We start from the raw sequence: 22963 nt of genomic DNA, 5'->3' as shown, positions 1-22963 counted from the left end.
TCAATCCTCGAAAGGAGGGAAGGTCGGCGTCGACGGAGTCGCCTGGATGTCCAGCTGCAACGCGCTGATGAGCATCTGCGAGCCGATCATGAGCGGGAGAGCTGCCAGCATGACGGTTGCAGCGGTAGCGATCACCGACGCGAGAATCTGGAAGACCAGCCAGATGCTCACAGCGATACCGAATGCGAAGAGCCCGAGTCCCAAGAAGAGCAGCAGGGCGATCGGCGAAAACGACCAGAGGACGTAGCGGTACCAGATGCGCGTCCAGAAGCCGACCGTCAGCCGGTTGAGCAGCTCCGGAATGACGTTTCGCAGCTTGATGCTCGACACCTCATCGCCGTAGACCGCGGGAATGGGGACGTCCACGGCCGGTACCTGGAGGATGTTCAGGTGCATCAGCAGATCGTTCTCGAAGCTGTACCGCTTCGCGACCCGGTCGAGCGGGAGCCGGCGAACGACATCCGTGCGGATAGCCGTGTAGCCGTTCTGCGGATCGAAGAGATTCCAGTACCCCGACGCGAGCTTCGTCATGAACGACAGCAGGATGTTTCCGAAGACGCGATGTCTCGGCATCCCTGAGAAGGACTCGGGGGAGTAGAACCGGTTCGCCTTCGCGAAGCCGTACCCGTCGTCCGTGACCCTGTCCAGCAGTGCGGGAAGGTACGCGGGGTCCATCTGGGCGTCACCTGCCATGATGACGTTGATATCGCTGCCCAGCTCGAGTGCGGCCTTGTGCCCGGTCGCGATCGCGCCTCCGACGCCCAAGTTGACCTCGTGGCGAATGAGCTCGACGCGCGGGTTCGCCAGGCGCTGGACGGCGCCGCTGGTGTCGTCGGGGCTGCAGTCATCCACGATGACGATGTGGTCGACATAGTCGGGCATCGTCTCGATCACCTGCCCGATCATGAGCTCTTCTCTGTAGGCCGGAACAACGGCCGCGACGCGAGCGCCCTTGTACATCAGTCCTCCGTCTTGTGCGCTGCGAACACCCACTGGCGATACGCGAAGTAGTTCCAGACCGTCGTCGCGATCACCGCGACGACTTTACCCACGGCCCAGGGGGCACCGAGCGTCGCCACGGCCCACACGATCGCTGTCGTGGCCACCGTGTTGATGATCACGAGGATCGTATAGCGCACGACGCTCGGCGCGACGCCTTCGCTCGACCGGAAGGCGACGGTGCGCTGGAGCGTATACGTGACGACGAAACTGAGCAGAAACGCGATGGGTGTGGCGATCGGGAGAGCGACGTGGAATGCATCGTGCAGGAGCCAGAGCACGCCGATGTCGAACAGGAAACTGAATCCCCCCACCACGAGGTAGCGGGAGACATTCGACGACCACAGCCTCGCGATCAGCGGGCTCGGCTCGGGGCTCCGGTCCGCATGCATAGACTCCATTCTCCCATGGCCGAAGCGCGCTCCACGTTCCGGCGGGCTCCCGCGCGGCGCGGCGCTAGGCTGGCAGACGGTTCGCCGGAAAGGACGTGCATGGATCTCCTCATCGTCGGCTCGGGGTTCTTCGGCCTCACGATCGCGGAGCGGGCCGCTGCAGCGGGGCGCAGGGTCACGGTCATCGACCGCCGTCCCCACATCGGCGGCAATGCCTACAGCGAGGACGACCCTCAGACCGGGATCGAAGTGCACCGCTACGGCGCCCACTTGTTCCACACGTCCAACCCGGTCGTGTGGCAGTACGTGAACCGGTTCACCAGCTTCACCAGCTACGTGCACCGCGTGTACACCACCCATAAAGGCGAGGTATTCCCCCTGCCGATCAACCTCGGCACGATCAACCAGTTCTTCCGATCAGCCCACGGCCCGGCCGAGGCGCGTCGGCTCGTCCACGAGCAGGCGGGTGAATTCGAAGCGGCATCGGCCCGCAATCTCGAAGAGCGCGGCATCGCTCTCATCGGCCGTCCGCTGTACGAAGCCTTCATCCGCGACTACACCGCCAAGCAGTGGCAGACGGATCCGAACGAACTGCCTGCGGAAGTCATCAGCCGACTGCCCGTTCGGTACACCTACGACAACAGGTACTTCAACGACACGTGGGAAGGCCTGCCGACAGACGGCTACACGGCATGGCTCGAGCGCATGGCCGATCACCCGGGCATCGAGGTGCAGCTCGACACCGACTTCTTCGACGAGACGCAACCGCTCAACAAGAACGCGACCGTCGGCCGGGTCCCCGTCGTCTACACGGGCCCTGTGGACCGCTACTTCGACTACGCAGAGGGCGAGCTGTCATGGCGCACGCTCGACTTCGAGCGGGAGGTCCTGCCGGTCGGCGACTTCCAAGGGACGTCCGTGATGAACTATGCCGACGCCGAAGTTCCGTACACGCGCATTCATGAGTTCCGTCACTTCCACCCCGAGCGCGCCGATCGCTATCCCGACGACGCCACGGTCATCATGCGTGAGTTCTCCCGTTTCGCGGAGCGCGGCGACGAGCCGTACTACCCGGTCAACAGGGCGAAGGACCGTGCGGGCCTCCTCGCGTACCGCGAGCATGCGAAGGGCGAGCCCAACGTCCACTTCGGAGGGCGGCTCGGTACGTATCAGTACCTCGACATGCACATGGCGATCGGCTCCGCCCTGTCCATGTGGAGCAACAAGCTCGCGTAAGGCTGGAGCCACAGGGCTCCCGGGGCTTCCCGCGCGCGAAAGCTAGAATTGGGTGCATGCCCTCCCCTCCCTCGCGCGTGCTCATCGTGCTTCCCGCGTACAACGAAGAGGAAGCCGTCGGGGACGTCGTGCGCGAGGTCCGTGACACCCTGCCGAGCTTCACGTGCCTCGTCGTCGACGACGGCTCGAGGGATGCCACGGCCGACACCGCGGAGGCCGCCGGCGCCTTGGTCGCACGGCTGCCGTACAACCTCGGGGTCGGCGGGGCGTTGCGGCTCGGCTTCAAGTACGCCGTCGAGAACGGATTCGACACCGTCGTCCAGATCGACGCGGACGGTCAACACGACCCGGCGGCCGTCCCTCGGCTGCTGGCGAAGCTGGACGAGGCCGACATCGTGATCGGAGCCCGCTTCGCCGGGGTCGGCGATTACAAGGCGCGCGGCCTCCGTCGGCTCGCCATGCGGGTGATCGCGGGCGTCCTCAGCCGGACGGCGAAGACCACCCTCACAGACACGACTTCCGGCTTCAAGGCGTGCGGGCCGCGCGCAGTCGCGCTGTTCGCCGAGAACTTCCCGGCGGAGTACCTCGGCGACACCATCGAGGCGCTCGTCATCGCGGCCCGCGCCGGATGCCGCATCACTCAAGTGCCCGTGGCCATGCGTGCCCGGGCAGCGGGGCGTCCGTCCCACAATCCCCTCAAGGCAGCGGTCTACCTTATGCGCGCCTTCCTTGCGCTCGGGTTCGCCTACCTGCGACCGGCGCCCGCGATGACTGAGAGCAGGGTCCCCGCATGAGTCCCACGAGTTACCTCCTCGGCGTTGCAGCAGCCGTCATCACGTTCGTCGTCGTCGTCGAGCTCCTGCGTCGCCGCCGCCTGCGTGAGCGGCACGCAGTGTGGTGGCTTCTCGCGGCGCTGCTTGCACTGATCGCGGGCTTGTTCCCTGACCTGCTCATCTGGGCGACGTCGGTGGTCGGAGTCGTACTGCCGACGAATCTGGTGTTCTTCGTCAGTATCGCGGTGCTCTTCCTCGTGTGCATCCAGCACAGTGCGGAGCTGACGGACCTCGAGTCGGAGACACGCGTGCTGGCCGAGCGCACGGCGCTCCTCGAGCTTCGACTCAGCGGCCTCGAGAGCGCTCAGGCCACCAAGGACTCCGAGGGCTGAACGCGCTCCTCCTCGAGCGGCGCAGTCCGCCGCTCCCACACGAGCAGAACAAGCGCTCCGGCCGCCACCGCGAAGGCGGCTGACCCTGCCGCCCAGACGACCATGGGGGAGAGCGGGACGTTCCACCACCACTCGATGGGCCAGTTCAGATTGAAGTTCTGCACGTCCAGCCCCGAGATGTACCTCCGCATGTTCACGTGCAGCGCGACGCTGTTCGCGAGGACGAGGCCCACGGCCACGACGACCAGCTGCAGCCGGTTGAGGCCGAGCCCCGCGCGTGCGAAGCCGACGAGCGCGACGCCGCCGAAGATGATGATCAGCGGATAGATGTAGCGGGGCTGCACGTACGAGCCCACTATCACCGCGTCGTGGATGAGGATGTACATCGGCACGGCGACGAGAGCCAGCGCTGCACCGGCGAGCGCGAGCCGCTTACGCCAGTCGCCTACGCGCAGACCCATGAAACACAAGGCCCCGAAGACCGTCAGAGTGGTGATCCACACGATGCCGGGCATCGTGGTGTCGAGCCAGCCCAGCCCCCACATGCCGAACACTCCCGCCCAAAGCTGAGGGAGAAGCTTGGCGTTGACGAAGACGAGCGAGGAGAGCGGCAGCGGTCGATCTTCGACGGCGGTGTCACCTGTCACGATGGCGGATTGCCCGCCGCTGAAGAACAGGAGGACTGCCACGACGACGAGTGCGGCCGGCAGGATAAGGTCGAGCGCGTACCGGCGGTCACGTCGGAACGCGAGGACGGCCGCGACGATCAGGGCCAGAACGCCGTAAACGGCCGAGTCGGCTCGGGCGCCCGCGCCGAGCAGCAGCAGCAGCACTGATATGGCCGCGAGGATCCACTTCCGCGCGCCCGTCTGTACGAAGAAGCCCCACATGGCCAGCCAAAGACCCGTCGCCGAAAGCACCGACCAGCCGCTCGGGTTGACGCTCGCGATGAGGAACATTCCGAGGGGCACGATCGAGATCGCGGCAGTCCACACGACGAGGTGGCGCATCCCCCTCGGAAGAAGGAAGAACAGGGCTGTGAGCACGCCGACATACAGCATCGAATTGACCGCGCGCATGAGCAGGATCGATGTGCCGAGGTGGTCGGTGACGAACACGCTCATCACGGCGTAGAAGTACGGCGGATACGAATGGTCGAGCCAGTTCCCCCGGTCGGTGCGGAGGAGGCGGTCAGGGATGGGGCAGGATGCCGACTGGTCCGGGTAGAAGGCGAAGCACTTCGAGCCCTTGACGATCTCCGCGGGAAGCATCCTGTAGTCAGGAGAGGAAGTCGCTTCGCACCGGCCTTCTACATCGCCGCCCGCGCACCAGATGCTGGCCATGTGGTAGTCATCGTCCGGCCCGGATCCTGGCGGTGAGGACACCCCCCACACGAGAAGCGCACCGAGCATCGCGAGAGGGATCGCGATCGCCGTCAGGACGCGGAGAAGTGGGTGATGGCGCATTGCGAGGGAGTCGTTCCTGGTCGATGGATCCGTGCCCGTTCGAATTCATCGATCTGGACCGGCCCAGTAGGCTGGGTGAGTGATCGTCCACCCGCAACCATCGTATCCAGCCGACGGCGGCCTCGTGACGCGGATGGCGGGCGGTGCTGGCGCAGCGGGCGGGGTGCCCACGATCCATGCGGACTGACGGCGGGGCGCGGAGCGCGCCTGCACTGACCGTCGTGATCCCCGCGCTCGACTCCGCTCCATGGCTTCCCAGCACTTTGACGGCGCTTGCCGACGCAATCCGAACCGCGAGCGCAGACGTCGAAGTCATCCTGGTGGACGACGGCTCTACAGACGGCACAGCAGACGTCGCGCGCAGTCTCGGTGCAGAACTGCTTGATTCCGTCCACGTCATAGAGCAGGCGAACCGCGGGCGCTTTCTCGCACGGTGGGCAGGAATCGAGCGGGCGCGATCGCGGTACGTCCTGCTTCTCGACTCCCGCGTCCTCATCGATCGGAGCGCCATCCGATATGCATTGAGCAGGCTCGCCGAGCGGGGGCACCCGGTGGCGTGGAATGCGTACGTCCCGACAGATCCTGCGGCGCCACTCGTCGGCCTCTTCTGGGAGGTGCCCACGCACGTCTTCTGGGGGCGGTTCCTCCGCGCACCGAAACCGTTCGACCTGACGACCGAAACCTTCGACCGGGCACCGAAGGGAACGACGATGTTCCTCGCCGACAAGCAGGTGCTCCAGGAGGCGTTCCGCCACGCATGGCCCAAGGGTGACGCGAGATTCGTCTCGGATGACACCAAGGTCCTGCGCTGGTTGGCAGAGACGCATGGCATCCGGCTCGACCCTGCATTCGCCGCGACCTACCGGCCTCGCACATCCTTGCGTGCATTCATCAAGCACACCTTCGACCGCGGCACGCTGTTCGTCGACAGCTACGCCGGCACGAGCATCCTGCGGTCCGTAATCATCCTCGGGCTCGCGGTCCTCCCCGTCGTCATTCTTGGGGCGCTGGTTTGGCTGGTGGCGAGCGGTCTCGCTCTCGTGGCGGTGGCGGTTGTCGCGCTCCTTTGCGTGGTGGCGCTCGTCCCGCTGCTCCTCGCAGCTATCAACAGATGCCCACCCCGCGGTCTGCTCGCCTACGTGGTGTGCCTGCCGGTCTTTGTGTTGCCCTTCTGGCTAGGTCTCCTGCGGGGCGTCGTCATCCACAGAAAGTCGTTCCTCCGCCGTTCCACCAGGGAGCTCGAGTGATCATCTTCATCTACGGCACGACCGCTGAAGCTATCAAGATCGCCCCCGTGGCCCGCCGGCTCGCGGCAAGAGGCGTTCCCTATCAGCAATGGGTGACGCAGCAGCACACCGAGGCACTGCGCCGCGCGATCCCGGAGCTCGCACTGAACCCGCCCGACCGGGTGATCGCAAACGGCTGGCGGGGAAAGCCCCTCAAGACGCCGCTGCAGATGGTCGGCTGGGCCTTCGACGTCGTGGGCTGGTCGGTCCGCCACCTGGGCAAGATCAGACGCACCCTGCCCGCTGGGTCGCTCGTCATCGTGCACGGCGACACGATGACCACTGTGCTCGGCACGTTCATCGGACGTCGACTGCGCGTACCCGTCGCTCACATTGAGGCTGGACTTCGCTCGGGCAACTGGCGGCACCCCTTCCCGGAAGAACTCGACAGACGCGTGGTGGGGCGCTTCGCTCACATCCACTATGTGCCGTCCGAGGAAGCCGCCGAAAACCTCGCCGGCCGGCAGAACGTCGTGCTGACGCACGGCAACACGGCCAAGGATGCCGTCAACGACGCCGCCCTCGGGATGTCGAGCGGCGATAGCGACGCGCACGCCTACGCGCTCGTGCTGCTGCACCGGTACGAGTTCATCTCGAACCCCGCGCTCGTCCGAGAAACGTTGCGCACCCTCGATGCCAACAGTCCGGTTTCGCTCCGGCTCATCGTCGACTCGTACTCCCGCGGTGCGATCGAGGAGACGATCGAAGAGCTGGGCCTCCAGCGATTCTCTCTGACGACCAAGCTCGAGCACGGTCAGTTCGTAGCGGCCATGAAGGGCGCTGAGTTCATCGTGACCGATTCCGGCGGGATCCAGCAGGAGGCAGCCGCGCTCGGGATCCCTACACTCATTCATCGCAGAGTGACGGAGGGCCGAGAGGGATTCGGCACGACCGCCGTGCTGTCGGGCTGGGACCAAGGCGTGTTGCGGGAGTTCCTCGCCGATCACGCCCGGTATCGCAACGATGACGTCGACAAGGGGCTTTCGCCGTCGGACATCATCGTCGACGACCTGATCGAGCGTGGCTTCGCGGTGCCGGCCGAACCCGCGCCCGGGACGGCTCCCGCTGAGTCCTGAGGGCGCGATTGGATCTCATCGGGCGTCGAGCGAGATCCAGTCCGGGTCGAGGAGGTCCGCCTTGGCGGTGCCTGTCTGAGTCCACGGTCGCGGCGCGATGATCGGAGCCGCATCGCCGAAGCGCCGGCGCATGAGTTCGGCACCCCACCAGCTGAAGCTGGAGTTGCTCATGATCATGGCTCGTCCAGCCGACATGGCCTTGAGGCTCGCCCACGTGCCCAGTACGCCGTCGTCCTCGACGAACTCGAAGTCGCCTTCCACGCCGCGAAGCTCTTCCTTGACGAGGTCGACCGAGTCGGAGAAGACCCGCACCGGCAGGTCGACGCCCATCGCCCGAAGAAGCCGGACGCCGCGGATCGCGTATGCGACGGACGCGATGAACTGCCGGTCGACTGATACCGCGAGGTAGTCGCCGCGGCGCAGATGAAGAGAGATCGCGGGCGAGTCCAACATCTCGGCGATGCGTGCCGACTCGGCAGGCGTGTCGGGCGCGGCAAGCATTGCGGCGCCCAGTTCGTCGCGGACGGACGGGAAGTAGCGGGGCGACTGGAAGTAGCCGATGAGTGTTGTGCCGACCTTCACGTCGTGAACAGCGGGATTGTAGGTGTCGCCATCACCCTCGAGGTAGATGTGGCCCCAGGGTCGGCGCGGAAACGGAAGCACCCGCTCGCGGTTGATCCGAACGGAGCGCCACGGGGACTCGGCCCGTGCGAGGACGCGACCGGGGTGCTCAAAAGCGTCGAGGCCGTAAGCGAACGTGCCGCCGACGGCGTAGTGCGACCGGTCGAGGTAGAGCGGCACTCCGAGCCGACGGGACTGCTCCCACGCGGCGGCCAGGATGAACACCTGATTCCCCAGGCCGCCCATCACATAGCCGGTGATGCCGTCGCGATTCACTGTCATGTGTCATTCCCTACTGCGGCCGCTGCATGCCGCGCTTGGAGGCTGTCGAGGATCAGGAAGATCGTCAGAACGACCACGCCGATGCCCGCGAACCACGCAAGCATCGCGTACACATCGGGCACCACGGCGGTGAAGGTGATCCACTGCGCGAGGACCGCGACGATCAGGATCGCTGCGCCGCCTCGCGACGCCGTCGACGTCATCTTGATCAGCATCCCCTGAGCGGCCATCCACGGGAGGTACGCGAGCGAAACCGGCACGAGCAGGTCCGCTGCGGAAGCGAACGACTCGCCATACAGCACGTGGATGAGCCACGGGCCGAAAAGGGCGAAGAACGCCGTCATGGCGAGGCTTGTCGCAAGCGAGAGAGCCAGGGTCGCGAGGACACCGATCCGCGACAGACGGCGATTGCCGCGATTGCGGACGAATCGAGGGAGAAGGTACAGCGACAGGGTGGAGGGGACAAGGAAGCCCGCCTTCACGAGGACCGTGACAGACGCGTATGTACCCACCAGAGCGTCAGCGCCGCCCGCACGAAGAAAAATGACGTCCGAAGTCGTGAGCCATGCGAATGCGACGGTCAGGACCAGGATAGTGATGCCGTTCGCGGTGAAGGCGCCTTCTACGGGCCGCGCGATGCGGCGGGCCGACCACAACGCCCCGACGACGGAAACCGCCGTCGCGGCCACGACAGAACCAATGACGCCCGCCAGGCCGGCGCCGATGAGGACGGCGACGAACAGCAGCACGATGCGGGCGACGAGAGAGATCGTCGACCACCAGACGGCGCGGGACACGTCGCCCGACCCCTGCAGGAGGCCCAGCGCGTCGGCGAAGACGAAGCTTAGCGGGATGCAGACCGCTGCCGCCAAGATCACCGAGGGCGAGGTGTCGAGGGCGGTTGCGAGCCATGGCGAGACGACCGCCACGACGGCGCCTCCGCCGACGCCGACAGCGATCGCCTCCCATGGCATGCGTCGGGATGGGCGCACCCGCGCAGGGGCGACAAGGGCAGCGGCGGTCTGAACAGTCACGATGTTCTGGAGGGACGAGCTGCCCACCGCCGCGGTGCTGACCACCACGAGGAAGGCCGAGAGCAGGCCGAAATCGACGGGAGCGAGGTAGCGTGCGCTCGCCACCTGGAAGACGAATGACGCGACGACGCCCAGCACGCTGGCGAGTGCAACGGCGGACAGACCGCGCGCATGGGAGCGCACGTGCCCTCCGAGGCCGTTCCCGGTCTGCGAGTGGGCATCCCGATTTTCGTCTGGTTCTGCCATCCTGGCGCTCCGCCGGTCCCTCGTCTCATGGCGGCCACAATCGAGGGTCGCACGCGTCGGCGCGGCTGCCCTCCGGCCCGACCAGCCTCCAGACCGACGACTCTCAGCCTACCAAGCGGTCGGGGCGCGCCCTCGGGCAGGTGAGGGCGCGCGCGGGCGTCGACTAAACTCGGAACGACTCCGACCCTCGAGGCGAGAGTTCTGTCGCGCCATGAATCGAGCGGGGAAATCCACATGCGTGTACTACTGACCGGCGGCAACGGCATGCTCGCACGGGCGATCCGGGCCGCATGGACCCGGTCCGGCCGCACCGACGAGCTCATTGTCGCGACGCGGGCCGACGCTGACCTGCGCGATCAGGCGGCGGTTCGCGCGCTCGTCGGTCGCACGCAGCCCGACCTCGTGGTCCACACGGCGGCCCGGGTCGGCGGGATCGCCGCCAATGTGGCCGACCCGTCGGGGTTCCTGATGGACAACATCGTGATGGATGCGAACCTGCTCTCGGCCGCGACCGAAGCCGGCGTGCGTCGCTTCCTGTACTTCGGCAGTTCGTGCATGTACCCGAAGGACTACCGCCAGCCGCTCGTCGAGGGGGGACGTCCTGGCAGCCCCCCTCGAGCCGACGAACGAGGGCTACGCTCTGGCCAAGATCACGTCCGCTCGCTACTGCGAGTACGTGTCCGCTCAACTCGGGTACGACTACCGCGTCGTGATCCCCTCGAACCTCTATGGACCCCACGACGACTTCTCTCTCGAGCGCGCCCACCTCGTGGCGGCGACGATCGCGAAGGCGCACCGCGCGAAGGAATCGGGCGCCACATCGATCGACGTCTGGGGCGACGGAACGGCGCGCCGCGAGTTCACCTACGTCGGCGATCTCGCCGACTGGGTGGTCGAACACCTGGACTCGATAGGGGACTGGCCGACGCTGATGAACGTCGGTCAGGGTGATGACCACAGCGTTCTCGACTACTACCGCGCGGCGCTCGAGACCGTGGGTTACGAGTGCGAGCTTGTGACGGATCCATCCAAGCCCGCAGGCATGCATCAGAAGCTGATGGACTCGTCGCTTGCCGCCGACTTCGGGTGGAAGCCCTCGACCTCGCTCGTGGAAGGTATGCGGCGCTCCTATGAGGCGTACCTTGCTTCCGCCGCCCAGACCACGGAGGCTCGCTGATATGGAGACCCGCTATCCACTCGCGACCACGACGTGGGACGAGGCCGAGTATGCGGCGCTGCAACGCGTCATCGAGAGTGGCCGTTTCACGATGGGGCCACTCGTGCGCACCTTCGAGGAGCAGTTCGCCGAGGCGCTCGGCACGCGCCATGCCGTCATGGTCAACTCGGGCAGCAGCGCCAATCTGATCGCCCTGGCCGCGGCCGTCGTGGACCCCGACATCGATCTCAATCCCGGCGACGAGGTCATCGTGCCGGCGGTCTCATGGGCGACGACCTTCTACCCCGTTCATCAGCTCGGTCTCCGCCTGCGCTTCGTCGACATCGACCTCGACACGTTGAACATGGACCCTGCACTGGTGGCCGCGGCGATCACGCCCCGGACCCGGGCGATCCTGGCCGTGAACCTGCTCGGCAACCCAGCGGACCTGACCACGCTGTCGGCCCTCGCCAAGGAGCACGGGCTGGTGCTCATCGAGGACAACTGCGAGTCGCTGGGTGCAACCCTCGAGGGACGAAGTGCAGGCACCTTCGGCATCGCCGGCACGTACAGCGCCTTCTTCTCCCACCACATCTCGACCATGGAGGGCGGACTCGTCACAACCGACGACGAGTTCGTCTACCAAGCCGCCGTCTCGCTTCGAGCACATGGCTGGACGCGAGAGCTCCCCGCCGACAACCTCATCCACCCGAAGTCGGGTGAGCCGTTCGATGACCTGTTCCGGTTCGTGCTGCCGGGGTACAACGTACGCCCGCTCGAGATGTCAGGTGCACTGGGCATCGAGCAGCTGAAGAAGCTTCCTGCGCTCGTCGCGGGCCGCCGCGACAACGGGCGCCGCTTCGTCGAACTCTTCGGCGGGCGTGATGACCTGCGGATCCAGCGTGAGAACGGCGAAAGCAGCTGGTTCGGATTCTCCTTCATCCTCGAAGGCCGGCTGGAAGGCAGGCGGGCCGAGCTGGCAAGAGCCCTCACCGCTGCCGGCATCGACTCACGGCCGATCGTCGCGGGCAACTTCGTGCGCAACCCCGTCATGAAGCACCTGAATGCAGCGGTCCCGGACTCTCTCCCTGCCGCCGATAAGGTGCACGTCGACGGGCTCTTCGTGGGTAACCACCACTATCCGATCCCCGCCGAGCTGGACCTGCTCGCCTCGGTGATCGACGAACTTTGATACCCGGCGTGCCGAGCACGCCCGCGAGACAACAGGAAGCACAACCACATGACCCAGACCACCTCGAAGCGCGCGTTCGTCACCGGCATCACGGGACAGGACGGCAGCTATCTCGCCGAGCTGCTCCTCGCAAAGGGTTACGAGGTCCACGGCCTGATCCGTCGTGCGTCCACCTTCAACACCCATCGGATCGATCACCTCTTCACCGATCCGCACGAGCCTCACTCGCGCCTCACGCTCCACTACGGCGACCTCACGGACGGCTCGCGACTGGTGACGCTGCTGAGCACGATCCGCCCCGACGAGGTGTACAACCTGGCAGCGCAGTCGCACGTACGGGTCAGCTTCGACGAGCCCGAGTTCACCGGTGACACGACCGGACTGGGCAGCGTTCGCCTCCTCGAGGCGGTCAAGCTCGCCGGCCTCGATTGCCGCTACTACCAGGCCAGCAGCTCCGAGATGTTCGGCGCGACGCCGCCACCGCAGAACGAATCCACGCCCTTCTATCCCCGTTCGCCCTATGGTGCGGCGAAGGTCTATTCGTATTGGATCACGAAGAACTACCGCGAAGCCTTCGACCTCTTCGCCGTCAACGGCATCCTCTTCAACCACGAGTCCCCTCGCCGAGGCGAGACGTTCGTGACCCGCAAGATCACGCGAGCGGTGGCACGGATCGCGGCCGGCGAGCAGCAGGAGCTCTACATGGGCAACCTGGACGCTGTGCGCGACTGGGGTTACGCCCCCGAATACGTCGAGGCCATGTGGCGGATGCTGCAGCACGACACGCCTCAGGACTACGTCGTCGCAACGAACACGGCCTACACCGTGCGCGACTTCCTCGAGTTCTCGTTCGCGCGGGTCGGACTCGAGTGGGAGAAGTACGTCAAGTTCGACGAGCGCTACCTGCGGCCCACCGAGGTCGACGCCCTCGTGGGCGATTATGGCCTTGCCGAGCGCGAGCTCGGATGGAGGCCGGCGGTCACCGCCCCCCGGCTCGCCGAGATCATGGTCGACCACGACGTCGCGGCGCTGGCGGGTGGCCGGGAGCACGCCGTCGACAAGGTCGACTGGAAGGCTTGACGGGCCGGAGAAGGCCCGCATCGCCTGAACCCTGGCGTCGCTTTACAAGGTCCCATCCCTGCAGACCGGCCGCTCGCTGCGCCTGCACATCAGCGACGCAGCGCGGTACGTGGTGACCCGTGCATGGCGTCCGGCGATGCTGGCGGCGCCTCCTGGCGCAGGCTGGCGGCGGCTGGGAATGGGGGTGCCCTGAGTTGGGAACCGGTCACACAGCCTTGGAGCATCGCAGACGTCTGTTCCGCACGCTCCAGAAGCCGCGCGGTCAGCCGGGCAGGGTGTCGGCGCGCGCAGCTTCGGCGGCGGTCGAATCACCCCGGGGCTGCGGAGTTGCAGCGGAAGCCCGGACGGAGCGTTCGATCCTTCGGGAAAGCCGATGCACGGGGCGCTCCGCCACGTAGTAGAACCCGATCGCAACGCCGACAGATGCGACGATCGCGAGGATCGCGGGCATCGGTCCGATCCCGGCGAGGAAGGCGACCATGATCATGATGGGTCGGTGGACGAGATAGAGACTGAAGGAGATCGTGCCGAGGAACACGAGACCGCGCGTCGACAGCAGTCTGCTGAGAGGCGGCCAGTTCACCGAGACGATGATGAGGAGCATGATCGCTGCCATCACAAGTGGGAGAGTGACCACTCGCGCGGGTGCGCCTACCGAACCGAGCCATCTGCCCAGGAGGAAGTACGAGGTGAGGCCGCAGGCGGCGAGAGCGACCAGGACGGCTCCCCACGCATGTGATGACAGCCGCCCGTTGCGCAGGAACGAGAATGCCCGGCAGACCCGCTCCCAATACTGCGCGAGGAGCGCGCCGAAGAAGAACATCGGCATGAACGAAAGCACCTGATCTGCGTTCGCCCACCCGACGAGACACGAGACGACCGCTACGGCCGTCGCGCTCTTGGGGTACTTCCGGACCAGCAGGAGATACACCGGCAGCGCCAGAGAGAAGAGCACCTCCCACTGCAGCGACCAGAGCACCCCGATCGAGGTGCTCGTCCCTCCGAGGAGCGTCGCATCGCGCAGTATGTCCCCCAGCGGGTAGCCGGCGGGCAGTCCCGCTATCGCCGGTGGGTCGCCAGGCTCCACAACGTGGGGCACGAGCGTATAGGTCAGCCACGCCAGGACGATGGCGAGAAGCACCGGTCCGTACAGCCGAACCAGCCGACTCGGATAGTAGGACGGAAGGTAGAAGTCCGGGCGGGCGGCCGCCTTCGTGAGTACGAAGCCCGAGAGCACGAAGAAGAACCACACGGCTTCAGCACCGAGCCATACGATGTGTGCCGGCGAGAAGATCAGCACGTTCGCCCAGACGTTCGCAGCCGGCTCCAGGTAGACGCCGTTCTGCAGCGAGGCCCAGTTGAGAGCGAGGACGTGGTACAGCAGCACCGACAATGCTGCAAACCCACGGAGGGCGTCGAGTTCGCGATTCCGGATGTGCGGACCTCTCTCGGGCGAAAAGTGCCACGGCGCTGACACCGAGGACTATGATATCGGGCTCCCGCTCCTCACCCGTAACGCGGGGGATGGCCGCGTGGCGCCTATATCGCCGACCTCCGAGGTAACGCATAGGCTGGCCCGAACCCGAGCAATGGAGCACGATTCATGGAGCTGTCCGTCGAACCCGAAAGCGTGCATCGGATGGATGCCGACGCTCCGTTCTGGCTGAGCGCTCCGGCCTACTGGCTGCCGGCGCACTACCCCACCTCGGCCTGGCTGACTCACGCGGCGTTCGCCGCATGGATCGTCGACGCGCTCCGTCCGCAGGCGATCGTGGAGCTGGGGACGCACTACGGATTCTCGTGCTTCGCGTTCGCGGAGGCGTCGAAGCGCCTCGGGATCTCGACCCGCATCAGCGCGCTCGACACCTGGGAAGGCGACGACCACGCAGGGTTCTACGACGATGACGTGTTCGCCTACGTCCAGGAGGTGGCGCGGACCGACTATCCCGACTCGGTGAGGCTCGTCCGCGGACGGTTCGACGAATCCCGGTCACGATTCGACGACTCCTCGGTGGACCTTCTCCACATCGACGGCCGCCACGGATACGAAGACGTCCTCGCCGACTACTCGGACTGGCGCGGCACCGTCCGAGACGGAGGCGTCATCCTCTTCCACGACATCGCCGAGCGCTCGCGAGGGTTCGGGGTGTGGCGGCTGTGGGAGGAGCTCGCCGTCCCTGGAAGATCGTTCGCGTTCGAGCACGGCCACGGACTCGGCGTCCTGAGCGTAGGTGAGCCCGTTACGCCCGCGCTGCGATGCCTGTTCGAGGCGGATGCCGCCACCGCCGCCCTGATCCGCTCCGACTTCGAACATCTCGGCGAGTCGGCGGCGCGGCAGGCCTGGCTGCTGACGCTTCCGCGTGAACTCGAGCAGGTCCGTGCCGAGGTGCACGACCGCGCGGCGCACGAAGAGGTGCAGGCAGGCGAGATCGAAGCCCAGCGCACGCACATCGATGCGCTCACGCGCAGCACGAGTTGGCGTCTCACCGCACCGCTGCGGGCGCTCGGCGCCCGACTGCCACGGCGTAAGTGAGGAGACGTTTGGCTGACCACGGCGTGCGGGTGATGGAGAGGTAAGCCGCCTAAGATCATCTCCGTGACCACAGCCGCCGTCGGCGCCCCTGGATCGCCCCGGCGCTACCTCCACTCGCTGTGGTTGCTGTCGGCGCGCGACCTTCGCGTCCGCTACGCCACGAGTGCGCTCGGCTATCTGTGGTCGGTCCTCGACCCGCTCGTCATGAGCGGCATCTATTGGTTCGTCTTCACGCAGATCTTCCAGCGCACCGTCGGCCACGAGCCGTACATCGTGTTCCTCATCTCGGCGCTCCTTCCCTGGGTGTGGTTCAACTCGGCCGTGTCGGACTTCACGAAGGCCTTCAGCAAAGACGCCCGGCTGGTCCGCTCGACCGCGATCCCGCGGACGATCTGGATCAACCGCATCGTCCTCAGCAAGGGCATCGAGTTCCTCTGCTCCCTCCCCGTGCTCGCGTTCTTCGCCATCGCGACGGGCGCACACGTCGGGTGGGGCATCCTCTGGTTCCCCCCTCGCCGTCCTGCTCCAGACCGTCCTGCTCGTGGGACTGGGCCTCCTCGTCGCCCCCCTCTGCGTGCTCTACACCGACCTGGAGCGAACGACTCGCCTCATCCTCCGGGCGCTCTTCTACGCGTCGCCGGTCATCTACGGCGTCTCCGACCTGCCGGGCGCCTTCGAGCAGCTCGCTGCACTCAATCCGCTGTCGGGGATCTTCACGCTCTACCGGGTGGCGTTCTTCCCGGAGACGTGGGACACCCTCGCCGTCGTCTCGGCCGTCATCCTCAGCTTCCTCTTCCTCGCCCTCGGCATCTGGGTGTTCCGCAGCCTCGAGCGACCCGTCCTCAAGGAGCTCTGATGGCAGAGGCATCCACCGCTTCCACGACTGCCCGCGCGTCCGAGCACGCGATCGAGGTGACGAACCTCGGTGTCCGCTTCCGCCGGAATCGGCGCGGCCGCAGGAACTTCAAGGACCTGTTCGCCGGCGCCGAGCGGCGCGCGCGCCCGGGCGAGTTCTGGGCGCTCCGCGACGTCTCGTTCACGGTAGCCCCCGGCGAGTCGATCGGGGTCGTCGGGCGCAACGGGCAGGGCAAGTCGACGCTGCTCAAGCTCGTCGCCGGAGTGCTGCTCTCCGACGAGGGCACGGTCCGGGTCAACGGGGGAGTGGCGCCGCTCATCGAGATCACCGGCGGGTTCGTCGGCGACCTCACGGTTCGCGAGAACGTCCGGCTGACGGCTGGGCTGCACGGGATGTCGCGGGCCGAGGTCAACCGCCGGTTCGACGGGATCATCGACTTCGCCGAGATCGCCGACTTCGTCGACACGCCCTATAAGCACCTCTCGAACGGCATGAAGGTCCGCCTGGCGTTCTCGGTCGTGTCCCAGCTCGACGAGCCGGTGCTGCTCGTCGACGAGGTTCTCGCGGTCGGCGACAAGGCCTTCCGCGAGAAGTGCTACGCGCGCATCGACGAGCTGCTCGCCGACGGCCGCACGCTGTTCTTCGTCAGCCACAACGAGCGCGACCTGCGCCGCTTCTGCACGCGCGGCCTCTACCTCGACAAGGGGCGTCTTGCTCTGGATGCCTCGCTCGGCGAGGTGCTGGACCGCTACAACGCCGACTATCCCGTCGGCTGATCGGCCGTTCCCGCGACGAGGGGCGGCATGGGCCGCCACGACCGGTCGCGCGAGATCTTGCCGCCGTCGCGAAGACCGCGGAAGAGATTGCTCGTGCCGCGGAGCTTGCGCTCGACGAAGACGAGGCGGATGAGCTCCTTGGCGAACGTGAGCGCCGTGCCGAGAGCGAAAGGCACGCGCCGGTAGACGCCCAGCGAGCGGTAGTAGTGCTTGATGATCGCGCGGTTGCGCATGATGTAGTACCGGTACGCGTCGCTCGAGGCGTTCATGTGGCGGATGCCCATGTCCCACTGCTTGATCTCGCGCGTGCGGCGGAGCACGAACTCATCCACGATGACCGAGGTGGTCTTGCGCGAGGCGAGCCAGCCGTAGAGCTGGTCGTCCCAGTAGATGAAGAAGCGCGGGTCGGGCAGGCCGATCTGGGTCACGATGTCGCGGTGGATGAACATGCCCTCGAAGCATCCCGAGTTCATCTCCTTGAACCCCGACTCGTCGAAGCCGGAGGGAGCGAACGGGATCGGGATGCCGAGAGGCTCGGCCACGCGGTACTGCCAGTAGAACTCGCTGCCGTCGTAGTCGTACCGGCGGCCCTGGATGCTCTTGAAGCGCGGCGCCCACTTGCCCATCTTGGCCAGCCCGTCGGGGATGACCTCGACGTCGTCGTCCATGAGCCAGATCCACGTCGAGCCCAGCTCGTACGCGGTACGCATGCCCTCGCTGAAGCCCCCGGACCCGCCCGTGTTGGTCTCGAGGCGGCGGTAGACGAGCTCGCTGGGGGCGAGGCGCTCACGGAAGGACTCGACCACCTCCGTGGTGCCGTCGGTCGACGCGTTGTCGATGATGACGATGTGACCGGGCTTCGGGTCCATCCGGATGATCGACTCGAGCAGGCGGGTGAGGAGCCCCGAACGGTTGTACGTCACGATCGCGATCGTCGCTGTGGTGGGGTCGAACGGAGTCGTCGTCATGGAGGCTGCGGGGGTGTCAGAGGCAAGAGGCATGGCGCGCAAAGCCTACCGTGCACGGCTCCGAGAAGCCTGCGCCCTCACCGGTGCGAGGTGCCATCCACGTGCGGAAGCTCCGGCTCGCCGTCCTCGACGCCGTCGAATCGATCCCGCCACGACCGGGACTGACCGGCCCGGACGGCGCAGAGGACGAGCAGCAGCCAGCCGAACCCCGACAGCGTGAAGCTCTCGAACATCGAGTCGACGAGCAGAGCGACGAGGATCAGAGGGGTCCACGCGTAGATGATCGAACGGCGCTCGCTCGCCACGAGCCAGGCGCGGATGAACGCGAACCCGCCGAACACGAGGAAGAGCACGAGGCCGACCCAGCCCAGTTGCAGGAGCACGTCGAAGTAGGCGTTGAGGGCAGAGGCGTGCGTCTGGCCCGCCGAGAAGTTGACCGCCCAGAACGGCAGCTCGCCCTCGGCCCAGGGGCCGAACCACCCCCAGCCCTGCACGGGCTTCATGCGCTGGTAGACCAGGATGCTCGCCCAGAGGTTCGCGCGGGTCGAGAAGTCGCTGCCCGCGCCGATCCACGCGATGATCGGATGCCTCGCGATGTACGCCGCGACGAGACCGACCGCGAGGATGCTGCCGAAGATCCACTGCAGGGTCGTGCGGTTCTGAGGCGTCGCATGGCGCACGATCGCGAGCGCCCCCGCCGCGACGCCGACGGAGGCCGCCAGGACGACGACGGTGGGGGAGTCCGACAGCACGGCGACGACGCCGCCGAGCACGACGGAGAAGAGCGAGACGCCGGGCCGCACGGACTGGGTGCGGTACTCCACGAGGAAGGTGATGAGGGCGAGGACCGCGGCGAAGCCGAGAAGGTTCCTCGTGCCGAAGACGCCCTGGATCGGACCCAGCGAGGCGATGTCGCCCTCGATGCCGAGGAAGCGCAGCGGCATGTCGAGGAGGATGCCGGACAGGATCTCGAGGCCCAGCGAGATGCTCAGCACGACGCGCATGACATCGCCCAGCGCGCGAACGGTCTGGAGGGTGTCTCTGACGTGTCCGATGGTCACGGCCAGCAGAGCCACACCGACGAGCGTGACCCAGCCCCAGAAGCTGCGGGTCGAGTCCGAACTCCAGAAGATGCTCGCGAAGGCCCAGCCGACGAACAGGACGAGCGTCGTCGGGACGAGCCGGAGGAACGAGATCTCACGGCGGCGGGCCGCGAGCATCGCGATAGCGACGACGCACAGGCCGACGACGATCGTGGCGTAGGTCACGATGCCCGCGATCCGCTCGATCGCGACGGCACCGAACACCGCGCCGAACACGGTGAGCGTGAAGGCGCGCGCGAGGGCCGCCGAGGCGAGCAGACCGCCGAGTCCGCGCCCCGCGCCCGGGTCGCTCACGGGGCCTGCTTCGTCAGCTCGCCGCGCTCGATGGCGAGCGTCTGCTCGGCCGGACCGACGCCGATGTGCGGGGACTGCTTGATCTTGAAGCTGAACATGACGACGAACATCCAGCCCCACAGGAGGAGCGGGCTCGACTCCGAGACGCCCTGCACGAGGAGGATCGCGCCGACGAGCGTGGGCAGAAGGGACAGCGCCGAATAGGGGCGATCGTCGCGGAGATCCCAGCGCGGCCGGTCGACGGCGAAGAACCAGGCGCGCCAGACGAAGGCGAGATACGTGAGGGCGAGGATGGCGACGCCGATGATGCCGAGCTGCAGGAAGACGTCGACCCACATGTTGTGCGCCTGCATGACGGTCTGGCCGTGGTCGACGATCCAGCCGTCGAACGCGGGGTCTGCGGGGTTCCAGGGCGTCGCGAAGCCCCACCCTGTCCAGGGGCGCTCCCACGCCTTCGCGAGCACGACCTCCCAGATCCCCTCGCGGCCGGTGAGGTCGGATTCGCGCCCGACGAGCGAGAAGAGCTGCGCGCGGAAGAACCACAGTGCGATGAGACCGCCCACTCCCACGACCGCATAGGCGACGTAGTACGGGGTCCGCTCACCGGGTCGCCGCGTGCGGCGCATGAGCAGGACCGTCGCGAGCACCACGGCGACGCCAGCGGCGGCGACATAGGCGGTCGCCGAGCCGGCGCGGATCATGAGATACGCCGCGAGACCGATCCAGATCCACAGCAGCACGCGCCGGGGGGCGCCTGAGGCGAGACGGATGCCGAACACGATGATCGCGAGCAGGCACAGGGGTCCGAGGAGGTTGGCGTTGCCGACGATGCCCTGGATGCGGCCGCCGTCGATGAGGTTGTTGCGGGACCAGTAGACGATCGGGTCGACGTGACCTTCCGGAGGCGGCTGGAAGCCCGGCATGACGGCGTGCCCGATGAAGACCGAGACGAAGAGCTCGAACAGGAACGAGAGCGCGACGACCCACTTGAGCGCCGATGCGATCGCGCGCACGACTTCGCGCCACGTCAGGACGCTCCCCACGAAGAAGCCCTGCACGGTCGTGATGATGAGCAGCAGCCACGTGAGCGCGCTCGTCTGCGGCCATGCCGACCAGATGATCGACAGGCCCGCCCAGACGACGTATGCCAGGGAGAAGAGCGGCAGTCTGCGCCACTGCACAGGCGGGCGGATCAGGAACCAGAGGAGGAGCGAGACCGCGCCTCCGCCGATGGCGACGGCTGCAGCCACCGCCTCGCCGAAGGCGAGCACCCACGCCACGCCGCTGAGGGCGGTGAAGAGCACGAAGATGCACCAGGCGCGCAGCATCAGGTGCCCCGTCTTCTCGCGGACCGGGGCCTCCGGCGGCGCCGACGCCGGGTGCTTCGTGTGGACCGCCATCGTTCACAAAGGGTACCCCGGCGCCGCGGTTAGGCTGAGGACATGCTGGTCTCCCTCGTGAACGAGCCGCGCGACTACGCCTGGGGGTCCACGACCCTCATCGCAGACCTGGAGGGGCGCGCGCCGAGCGGCAGGCCCGAGGCCGAGGTCTGGTACGGCGACCACCCGGCGGACCCCGCGATCGTGCCGGACGGCCGGAGCCTCGGCGAGTGGCTCGCGGACGAGGGCGCCGCGGCGGGTGCGCCGAAGAAGCTGCCGTACCTGCTGAAGGTGCTGGCCGCGGCATCCCCCCTCTCTATCCAGGCGCACCCGTCGAAGCAGCAGGCCGAAGCCGGGTTCGCGCGCGAGGAGGCTGCCGGGGTCGCCCGCAACGCCCCCGAGCGCACCTACCGCGACGACAACCACAAGCCGGAGCTCATCGTCGCCGTGAGCGAGACCTTCACCGCTCTGGCGGGGCTGCGCGAACTGGACGCGACGCGCCGTCTCATCGCGCTGCTCGGGGACGCCGGACGCCCGCTCGCGCAGCGTCTGGAGGGGACGGATGCCGCGGCATCCCTCCGCGACACGATCGCCTGGCTCCTCTCGGGCACGGCGCAGGCCGACGTCGACGCGATCGTCGCCGCCGCCGCCGGCGCCGAGGACGCGGAGTTCGCCGCGGAGCTCGCGCTCTCGCGCCACCTGAACGCCGCCTACCCCGGCGACCCGGGCGTCGTCGTCGCACTGCTCATGAACCTCGTCGTGCTGCAGCGGGGCGAGGCGCTGTTCGTCGCTGCAGGCGTGCTGCACGCCTACGTGCAGGGGCTCGGCGTCGAGCTCATGGCCGCGAGCGACAACGTCCTGCGCGGGGGACTCACGCCGAAGCACATCGACGTCCCCGAACTGCTCGCCGTGCTCGATCCGAATCCCGGCCCCCCGCCCGTGCTGAAGCCCGAGGTGCACGACGGCGTCGAGCGGTTCGGCGTGCCGGGCCTCGCCGACTTCGCCCTGAGCCACGCCGAGGTGCAGACGGATGCCGCGACCCGGGTGCCCCTCGAGGGCGTCGCGATCGCGCTCGTGACCTCGGGCGAGGTCGAGGTGACGGCATCCGCGACCGGCGCCCAGGCGACCCTCATCCCGGGCTGCGCCGTCCTCGTGACGCCCGACGAGGGGACCCTCGGGGTGACGGGGTCGGGCGACCTCTTCGTCGCGACCCCGGGTCGCTGACCGGCGCTCCAGCGGAGCGAGCCGGCCGGCGGCGACCACCCCTGATCTGAGACGGGACTCGGTGGCCGCCGTGCGCGGGCCAGGCGTTATCCGGGTGTGACACGCCGTCGGCGCGTCGTGAACCCTCAACCGCGGGCTGAGGCTTTATGGTTCGCGACTTGACCGGGGCGAATTACACGGGTGTAATTGCTCGTACACGCACACCAGCGTGGGGGGTTCAGCAGGTGGGAGAACGAGATGACGGTTTCGAATTACCGTTCCGGCGTTCCCGACAATTGGTTCGTCGATCCGGTCAACCTGGGCGTGCCAGGGGTTCGTCGGCCCGTCGAGGGCGAAGACGAGAATCCGCTCGGTTGGCAGACCGATGCGCTGTGTGCGCAGACCGACCCCGAAGCCTTCTTTCCGGAGAAGGGCGGCTCGACGCGTGACGCCAAGCGCATCTGCACCTCGTGCGATGTGCGGGGCGAATGCCTCGAGTACGCGCTCCAGAACGACGAGCGCTTCGGGATCTGGGGCGGCCTGAGCGAGCGCGAGCGGCGCAAGCTCAAGCGTCGCGCCGGCTGACCGGGTGCGGGTCCGCGATCGGGGGCGCGCCGAGC

At 67.2% G+C, this 22963-nt stretch carries 21 protein-coding genes and 1 pseudogene; 13 read left to right on the top strand and 9 right to left on the bottom strand.

The window, feature by feature from the left end; translation table 11 throughout:
• Window positions 1-960, bottom strand: coding sequence for a glycosyltransferase family 2 protein (locus tag G5T42_RS01500; RefSeq protein WP_165124456.1), 960 nt, complete (start codon window positions 958-960; stop codon window positions 1-3).
• On the bottom strand, window positions 960-1391 hold the full coding sequence (locus G5T42_RS01495; RefSeq protein ID WP_165124453.1) for a GtrA family protein: 432 nt from the start codon (window positions 1389-1391) through the stop codon (window positions 960-962). Before G5T42_RS01495 ends, G5T42_RS01500 begins: the two co-directional genes overlap by 1 nt.
• Window positions 1392-1490: 99 nt before the next feature.
• On the opposite strand from G5T42_RS01495, the gene glf reads away from it, so the two are divergent.
• The 3 genes from glf to G5T42_RS01480 are packed head-to-tail and all read left to right on the top strand — an operon-like array spanning window position 1491 to window position 3792.
• On the top strand, window positions 1491-2627 hold the full coding sequence (gene glf, locus G5T42_RS01490) for a UDP-galactopyranose mutase (RefSeq protein ID WP_165124450.1): 1137 nt from the start codon (window positions 1491-1493) through the stop codon (window positions 2625-2627).
• 56 nt (window positions 2628-2683) lie between these two features.
• Window positions 2684-3421: a glycosyltransferase family 2 protein gene (locus tag G5T42_RS01485; protein ID WP_165124447.1), complete on the top strand. Its 738-nt coding sequence runs from the start codon at window positions 2684-2686 to the stop codon at window positions 3419-3421.
• Window positions 3418-3792 carry a DUF2304 domain-containing protein gene (locus G5T42_RS01480; protein WP_165124444.1) on the top strand — a complete coding sequence of 125 codons (375 nt, stop codon included), beginning with the start codon at window positions 3418-3420 and terminating at the stop codon, window positions 3790-3792. Before G5T42_RS01485 ends, G5T42_RS01480 begins: the two co-directional genes overlap by 4 nt.
• On the opposite strand, the gene G5T42_RS01475 is transcribed toward G5T42_RS01480, so the two are convergent.
• Window positions 3765-5204: a DUF2142 domain-containing protein gene (locus G5T42_RS01475; protein WP_277601780.1), complete on the bottom strand. Its 1440-nt coding sequence runs from the start codon at window positions 5202-5204 to the stop codon at window positions 3765-3767. The genes G5T42_RS01480 and G5T42_RS01475 overlap by 28 nt on opposite strands.
• Window positions 5205-5434: 230 nt before the next feature.
• Between G5T42_RS01475 and G5T42_RS01470 the strand changes: the two genes are divergently transcribed.
• Together G5T42_RS01470 and G5T42_RS01465 are read left to right on the top strand one after the other, a co-directional pair.
• Window positions 5435-6505: a glycosyltransferase family A protein gene (locus tag G5T42_RS01470; RefSeq protein WP_277601762.1), complete on the top strand. Its 1071-nt coding sequence runs from the start codon at window positions 5435-5437 to the stop codon at window positions 6503-6505.
• A 47-nt stretch (window positions 6506-6552) separates the two neighbouring features.
• Window positions 6553-7620 carry a UDP-N-acetylglucosamine 2-epimerase gene (locus G5T42_RS01465; protein ID WP_241245913.1) on the top strand — a complete coding sequence of 356 codons (1068 nt, stop codon included), beginning with the start codon at window positions 6553-6555 and terminating at the stop codon, window positions 7618-7620.
• A gap of 15 nt (window positions 7621-7635) precedes the next feature.
• Here the strand turns inward: G5T42_RS01465 and G5T42_RS01460 are convergent, their stop codons facing one another.
• On the bottom strand, window positions 7636-8523 hold the full coding sequence (locus tag G5T42_RS01460) for an alpha-1,2-fucosyltransferase (protein ID WP_165124435.1): 888 nt from the start codon (window positions 8521-8523) through the stop codon (window positions 7636-7638).
• The gene (locus G5T42_RS01455; RefSeq protein WP_165124432.1) at window positions 8520-9803 is read right to left on the bottom strand and encodes an oligosaccharide flippase family protein; all 1284 of its coding nucleotides are present in this window, start codon (window positions 9801-9803) and stop codon (window positions 8520-8522) included. The genes G5T42_RS01460 and G5T42_RS01455 overlap by 4 nt, the downstream gene beginning before the upstream one ends.
• 487 nt (window positions 9804-10290) lie before the next feature.
• On the opposite strand from G5T42_RS01455, the gene G5T42_RS17425 reads away from it, so the two are divergent.
• From G5T42_RS17425 to gmd, 3 genes are read left to right on the top strand one after another with little or no spacing between them, the layout of a single operon-like run.
• Entirely contained in the window at window positions 10291-10980 is a 690-nt protein-coding gene (locus tag G5T42_RS17425; protein WP_206535691.1) for an NAD-dependent epimerase/dehydratase family protein, read from the top strand.
• On the top strand, window positions 10946-12151 hold the full coding sequence (locus G5T42_RS01440; protein WP_241245912.1) for a DegT/DnrJ/EryC1/StrS family aminotransferase: 1206 nt from the start codon (window positions 10946-10948) through the stop codon (window positions 12149-12151). The genes G5T42_RS17425 and G5T42_RS01440 overlap by 35 nt, the downstream gene beginning before the upstream one ends.
• 48 nt (window positions 12152-12199) lie before the next feature.
• A complete protein-coding gene (gmd, locus tag G5T42_RS01435; RefSeq protein WP_165124423.1) occupies window positions 12200-13231 on the top strand; it encodes a GDP-mannose 4,6-dehydratase in 1032 nt (343 codons plus the stop codon).
• A gap of 262 nt (window positions 13232-13493) precedes the next feature.
• On the opposite strand, the gene G5T42_RS01430 is transcribed toward gmd, so the two are convergent.
• Complete coding sequence (locus G5T42_RS01430; protein ID WP_277601761.1) at window positions 13494-14708, bottom strand: acyltransferase; 1215 nt, start codon at window positions 14706-14708, stop codon at window positions 13494-13496.
• Between the two features lie 162 nt (window positions 14709-14870).
• On the opposite strand from G5T42_RS01430, the gene G5T42_RS01425 reads away from it, so the two are divergent.
• From G5T42_RS01425 to G5T42_RS01415, 3 genes and pseudogenes are all read left to right on the top strand, one after another.
• A complete protein-coding gene (locus tag G5T42_RS01425; RefSeq protein WP_241245911.1) occupies window positions 14871-15764 on the top strand; it encodes a class I SAM-dependent methyltransferase in 894 nt (297 codons plus the stop codon).
• 63 nt (window positions 15765-15827) lie between these two features.
• A pseudogene (locus G5T42_RS01420) lies at window positions 15828-16620 on the top strand (ABC transporter permease).
• Entirely contained in the window at window positions 16620-17396 is a 777-nt protein-coding gene (locus G5T42_RS01415; RefSeq protein ID WP_165124417.1) for an ABC transporter ATP-binding protein, read from the top strand. Before G5T42_RS01420 ends, G5T42_RS01415 begins: the two are co-directional and overlap by 1 nt.
• Here G5T42_RS01415 and G5T42_RS01410 read toward each other — a convergent pair.
• Genes G5T42_RS01410 through G5T42_RS01400 form a run of 3 tightly spaced genes read right to left on the bottom strand, consistent with a single transcriptional unit; the run spans window position 17381 to window position 21161 of the window.
• Complete coding sequence (locus G5T42_RS01410; RefSeq protein WP_241245910.1) at window positions 17381-18397, bottom strand: glycosyltransferase family 2 protein; 1017 nt, start codon at window positions 18395-18397, stop codon at window positions 17381-17383. The two genes, G5T42_RS01415 and G5T42_RS01410, sit on opposite strands and share 16 nt — an antisense overlap.
• 44 nt (window positions 18398-18441) lie before the next feature.
• Complete coding sequence (locus G5T42_RS01405; RefSeq protein ID WP_206535690.1) at window positions 18442-19761, bottom strand: O-antigen ligase family protein; 1320 nt, start codon at window positions 19759-19761, stop codon at window positions 18442-18444.
• Window positions 19758-21161: an O-antigen ligase family protein gene (locus tag G5T42_RS01400; RefSeq protein WP_165124414.1), complete on the bottom strand. Its 1404-nt coding sequence runs from the start codon at window positions 21159-21161 to the stop codon at window positions 19758-19760. The genes G5T42_RS01405 and G5T42_RS01400 overlap by 4 nt, the downstream gene beginning before the upstream one ends.
• Before the next feature lie 42 nt (window positions 21162-21203).
• Between G5T42_RS01400 and manA the strand changes: the two genes are divergently transcribed.
• Complete coding sequence (gene manA, locus G5T42_RS01395) at window positions 21204-22364, top strand: mannose-6-phosphate isomerase, class I (RefSeq protein WP_165124411.1); 1161 nt, start codon at window positions 21204-21206, stop codon at window positions 22362-22364.
• A gap of 237 nt (window positions 22365-22601) precedes the next feature.
• Window positions 22602-22928, top strand: a complete 327-nt coding sequence (locus G5T42_RS01390) for a WhiB family transcriptional regulator (RefSeq protein WP_165124408.1) — start codon at window positions 22602-22604, stop codon at window positions 22926-22928.
• The last annotated feature ends 35 nt before the right edge of the window (window positions 22929-22963 follow it).

The organism is Microbacterium sp. 4R-513 (genome assembly GCF_011046485.1).
Classification (GTDB): Bacteria; Actinomycetota; Actinomycetes; order Actinomycetales; family Microbacteriaceae; genus Microbacterium.
This window is presented reverse-complemented; position numbering and strand designations above follow the sequence as displayed.

Coding starts and splice junctions, on each gene's coding strand:
- G5T42_RS01415 (WP_165124417.1), top strand. CDS start 16,620: ATGGCAGAGGCATCCACCGCTTCCACGACTGCCCGCGCGTCCGAGCAC.
- G5T42_RS17425 (WP_206535691.1), top strand. CDS start 10,291: ATGCGAACCTGCTCTCGGCCGCGACCGAAGCCGGCGTGCGTCGCTTCC.
- G5T42_RS01485 (WP_165124447.1), top strand. CDS start 2,684: ATGCCCTCCCCTCCCTCGCGCGTGCTCATCGTGCTTCCCGCGTACAAC.
- manA (WP_165124411.1), top strand. CDS start 21,204: ATGCTGGTCTCCCTCGTGAACGAGCCGCGCGACTACGCCTGGGGGTCC.
- G5T42_RS01480 (WP_165124444.1), top strand. CDS start 3,418: ATGAGTCCCACGAGTTACCTCCTCGGCGTTGCAGCAGCCGTCATCACG.
- G5T42_RS01460 (WP_165124435.1), bottom strand. CDS start 8,523: ATGACAGTGAATCGCGACGGCATCACCGGCTATGTGATGGGCGGCCTG.
- G5T42_RS01475 (WP_277601780.1), bottom strand. CDS start 5,204: ATGCTCGGTGCGCTTCTCGTGTGGGGGGTGTCCTCACCGCCAGGATCC.
- G5T42_RS01455 (WP_165124432.1), bottom strand. CDS start 9,803: ATGGCAGAACCAGACGAAAATCGGGATGCCCACTCGCAGACCGGGAAC.
- G5T42_RS01425 (WP_241245911.1), top strand. CDS start 14,871: ATGGATGCCGACGCTCCGTTCTGGCTGAGCGCTCCGGCCTACTGGCTG.
- G5T42_RS01500 (WP_165124456.1), bottom strand. CDS start 960: ATGTACAAGGGCGCTCGCGTCGCGGCCGTTGTTCCGGCCTACAGAGAA.
- G5T42_RS01470 (WP_277601762.1), top strand. CDS start 5,435: ATGCGGACTGACGGCGGGGCGCGGAGCGCGCCTGCACTGACCGTCGTG.
- G5T42_RS01410 (WP_241245910.1), bottom strand. CDS start 18,397: ATGCCTCTTGCCTCTGACACCCCCGCAGCCTCCATGACGACGACTCCG.
- G5T42_RS01390 (WP_165124408.1), top strand. CDS start 22,602: ATGACGGTTTCGAATTACCGTTCCGGCGTTCCCGACAATTGGTTCGTC.
- G5T42_RS01400 (WP_165124414.1), bottom strand. CDS start 21,161: ATGGCGGTCCACACGAAGCACCCGGCGTCGGCGCCGCCGGAGGCCCCG.
- glf (WP_165124450.1), top strand. CDS start 1,491: ATGGATCTCCTCATCGTCGGCTCGGGGTTCTTCGGCCTCACGATCGCG.
- gmd (WP_165124423.1), top strand. CDS start 12,200: ATGACCCAGACCACCTCGAAGCGCGCGTTCGTCACCGGCATCACGGGA.
- G5T42_RS01495 (WP_165124453.1), bottom strand. CDS start 1,391: ATGCATGCGGACCGGAGCCCCGAGCCGAGCCCGCTGATCGCGAGGCTG.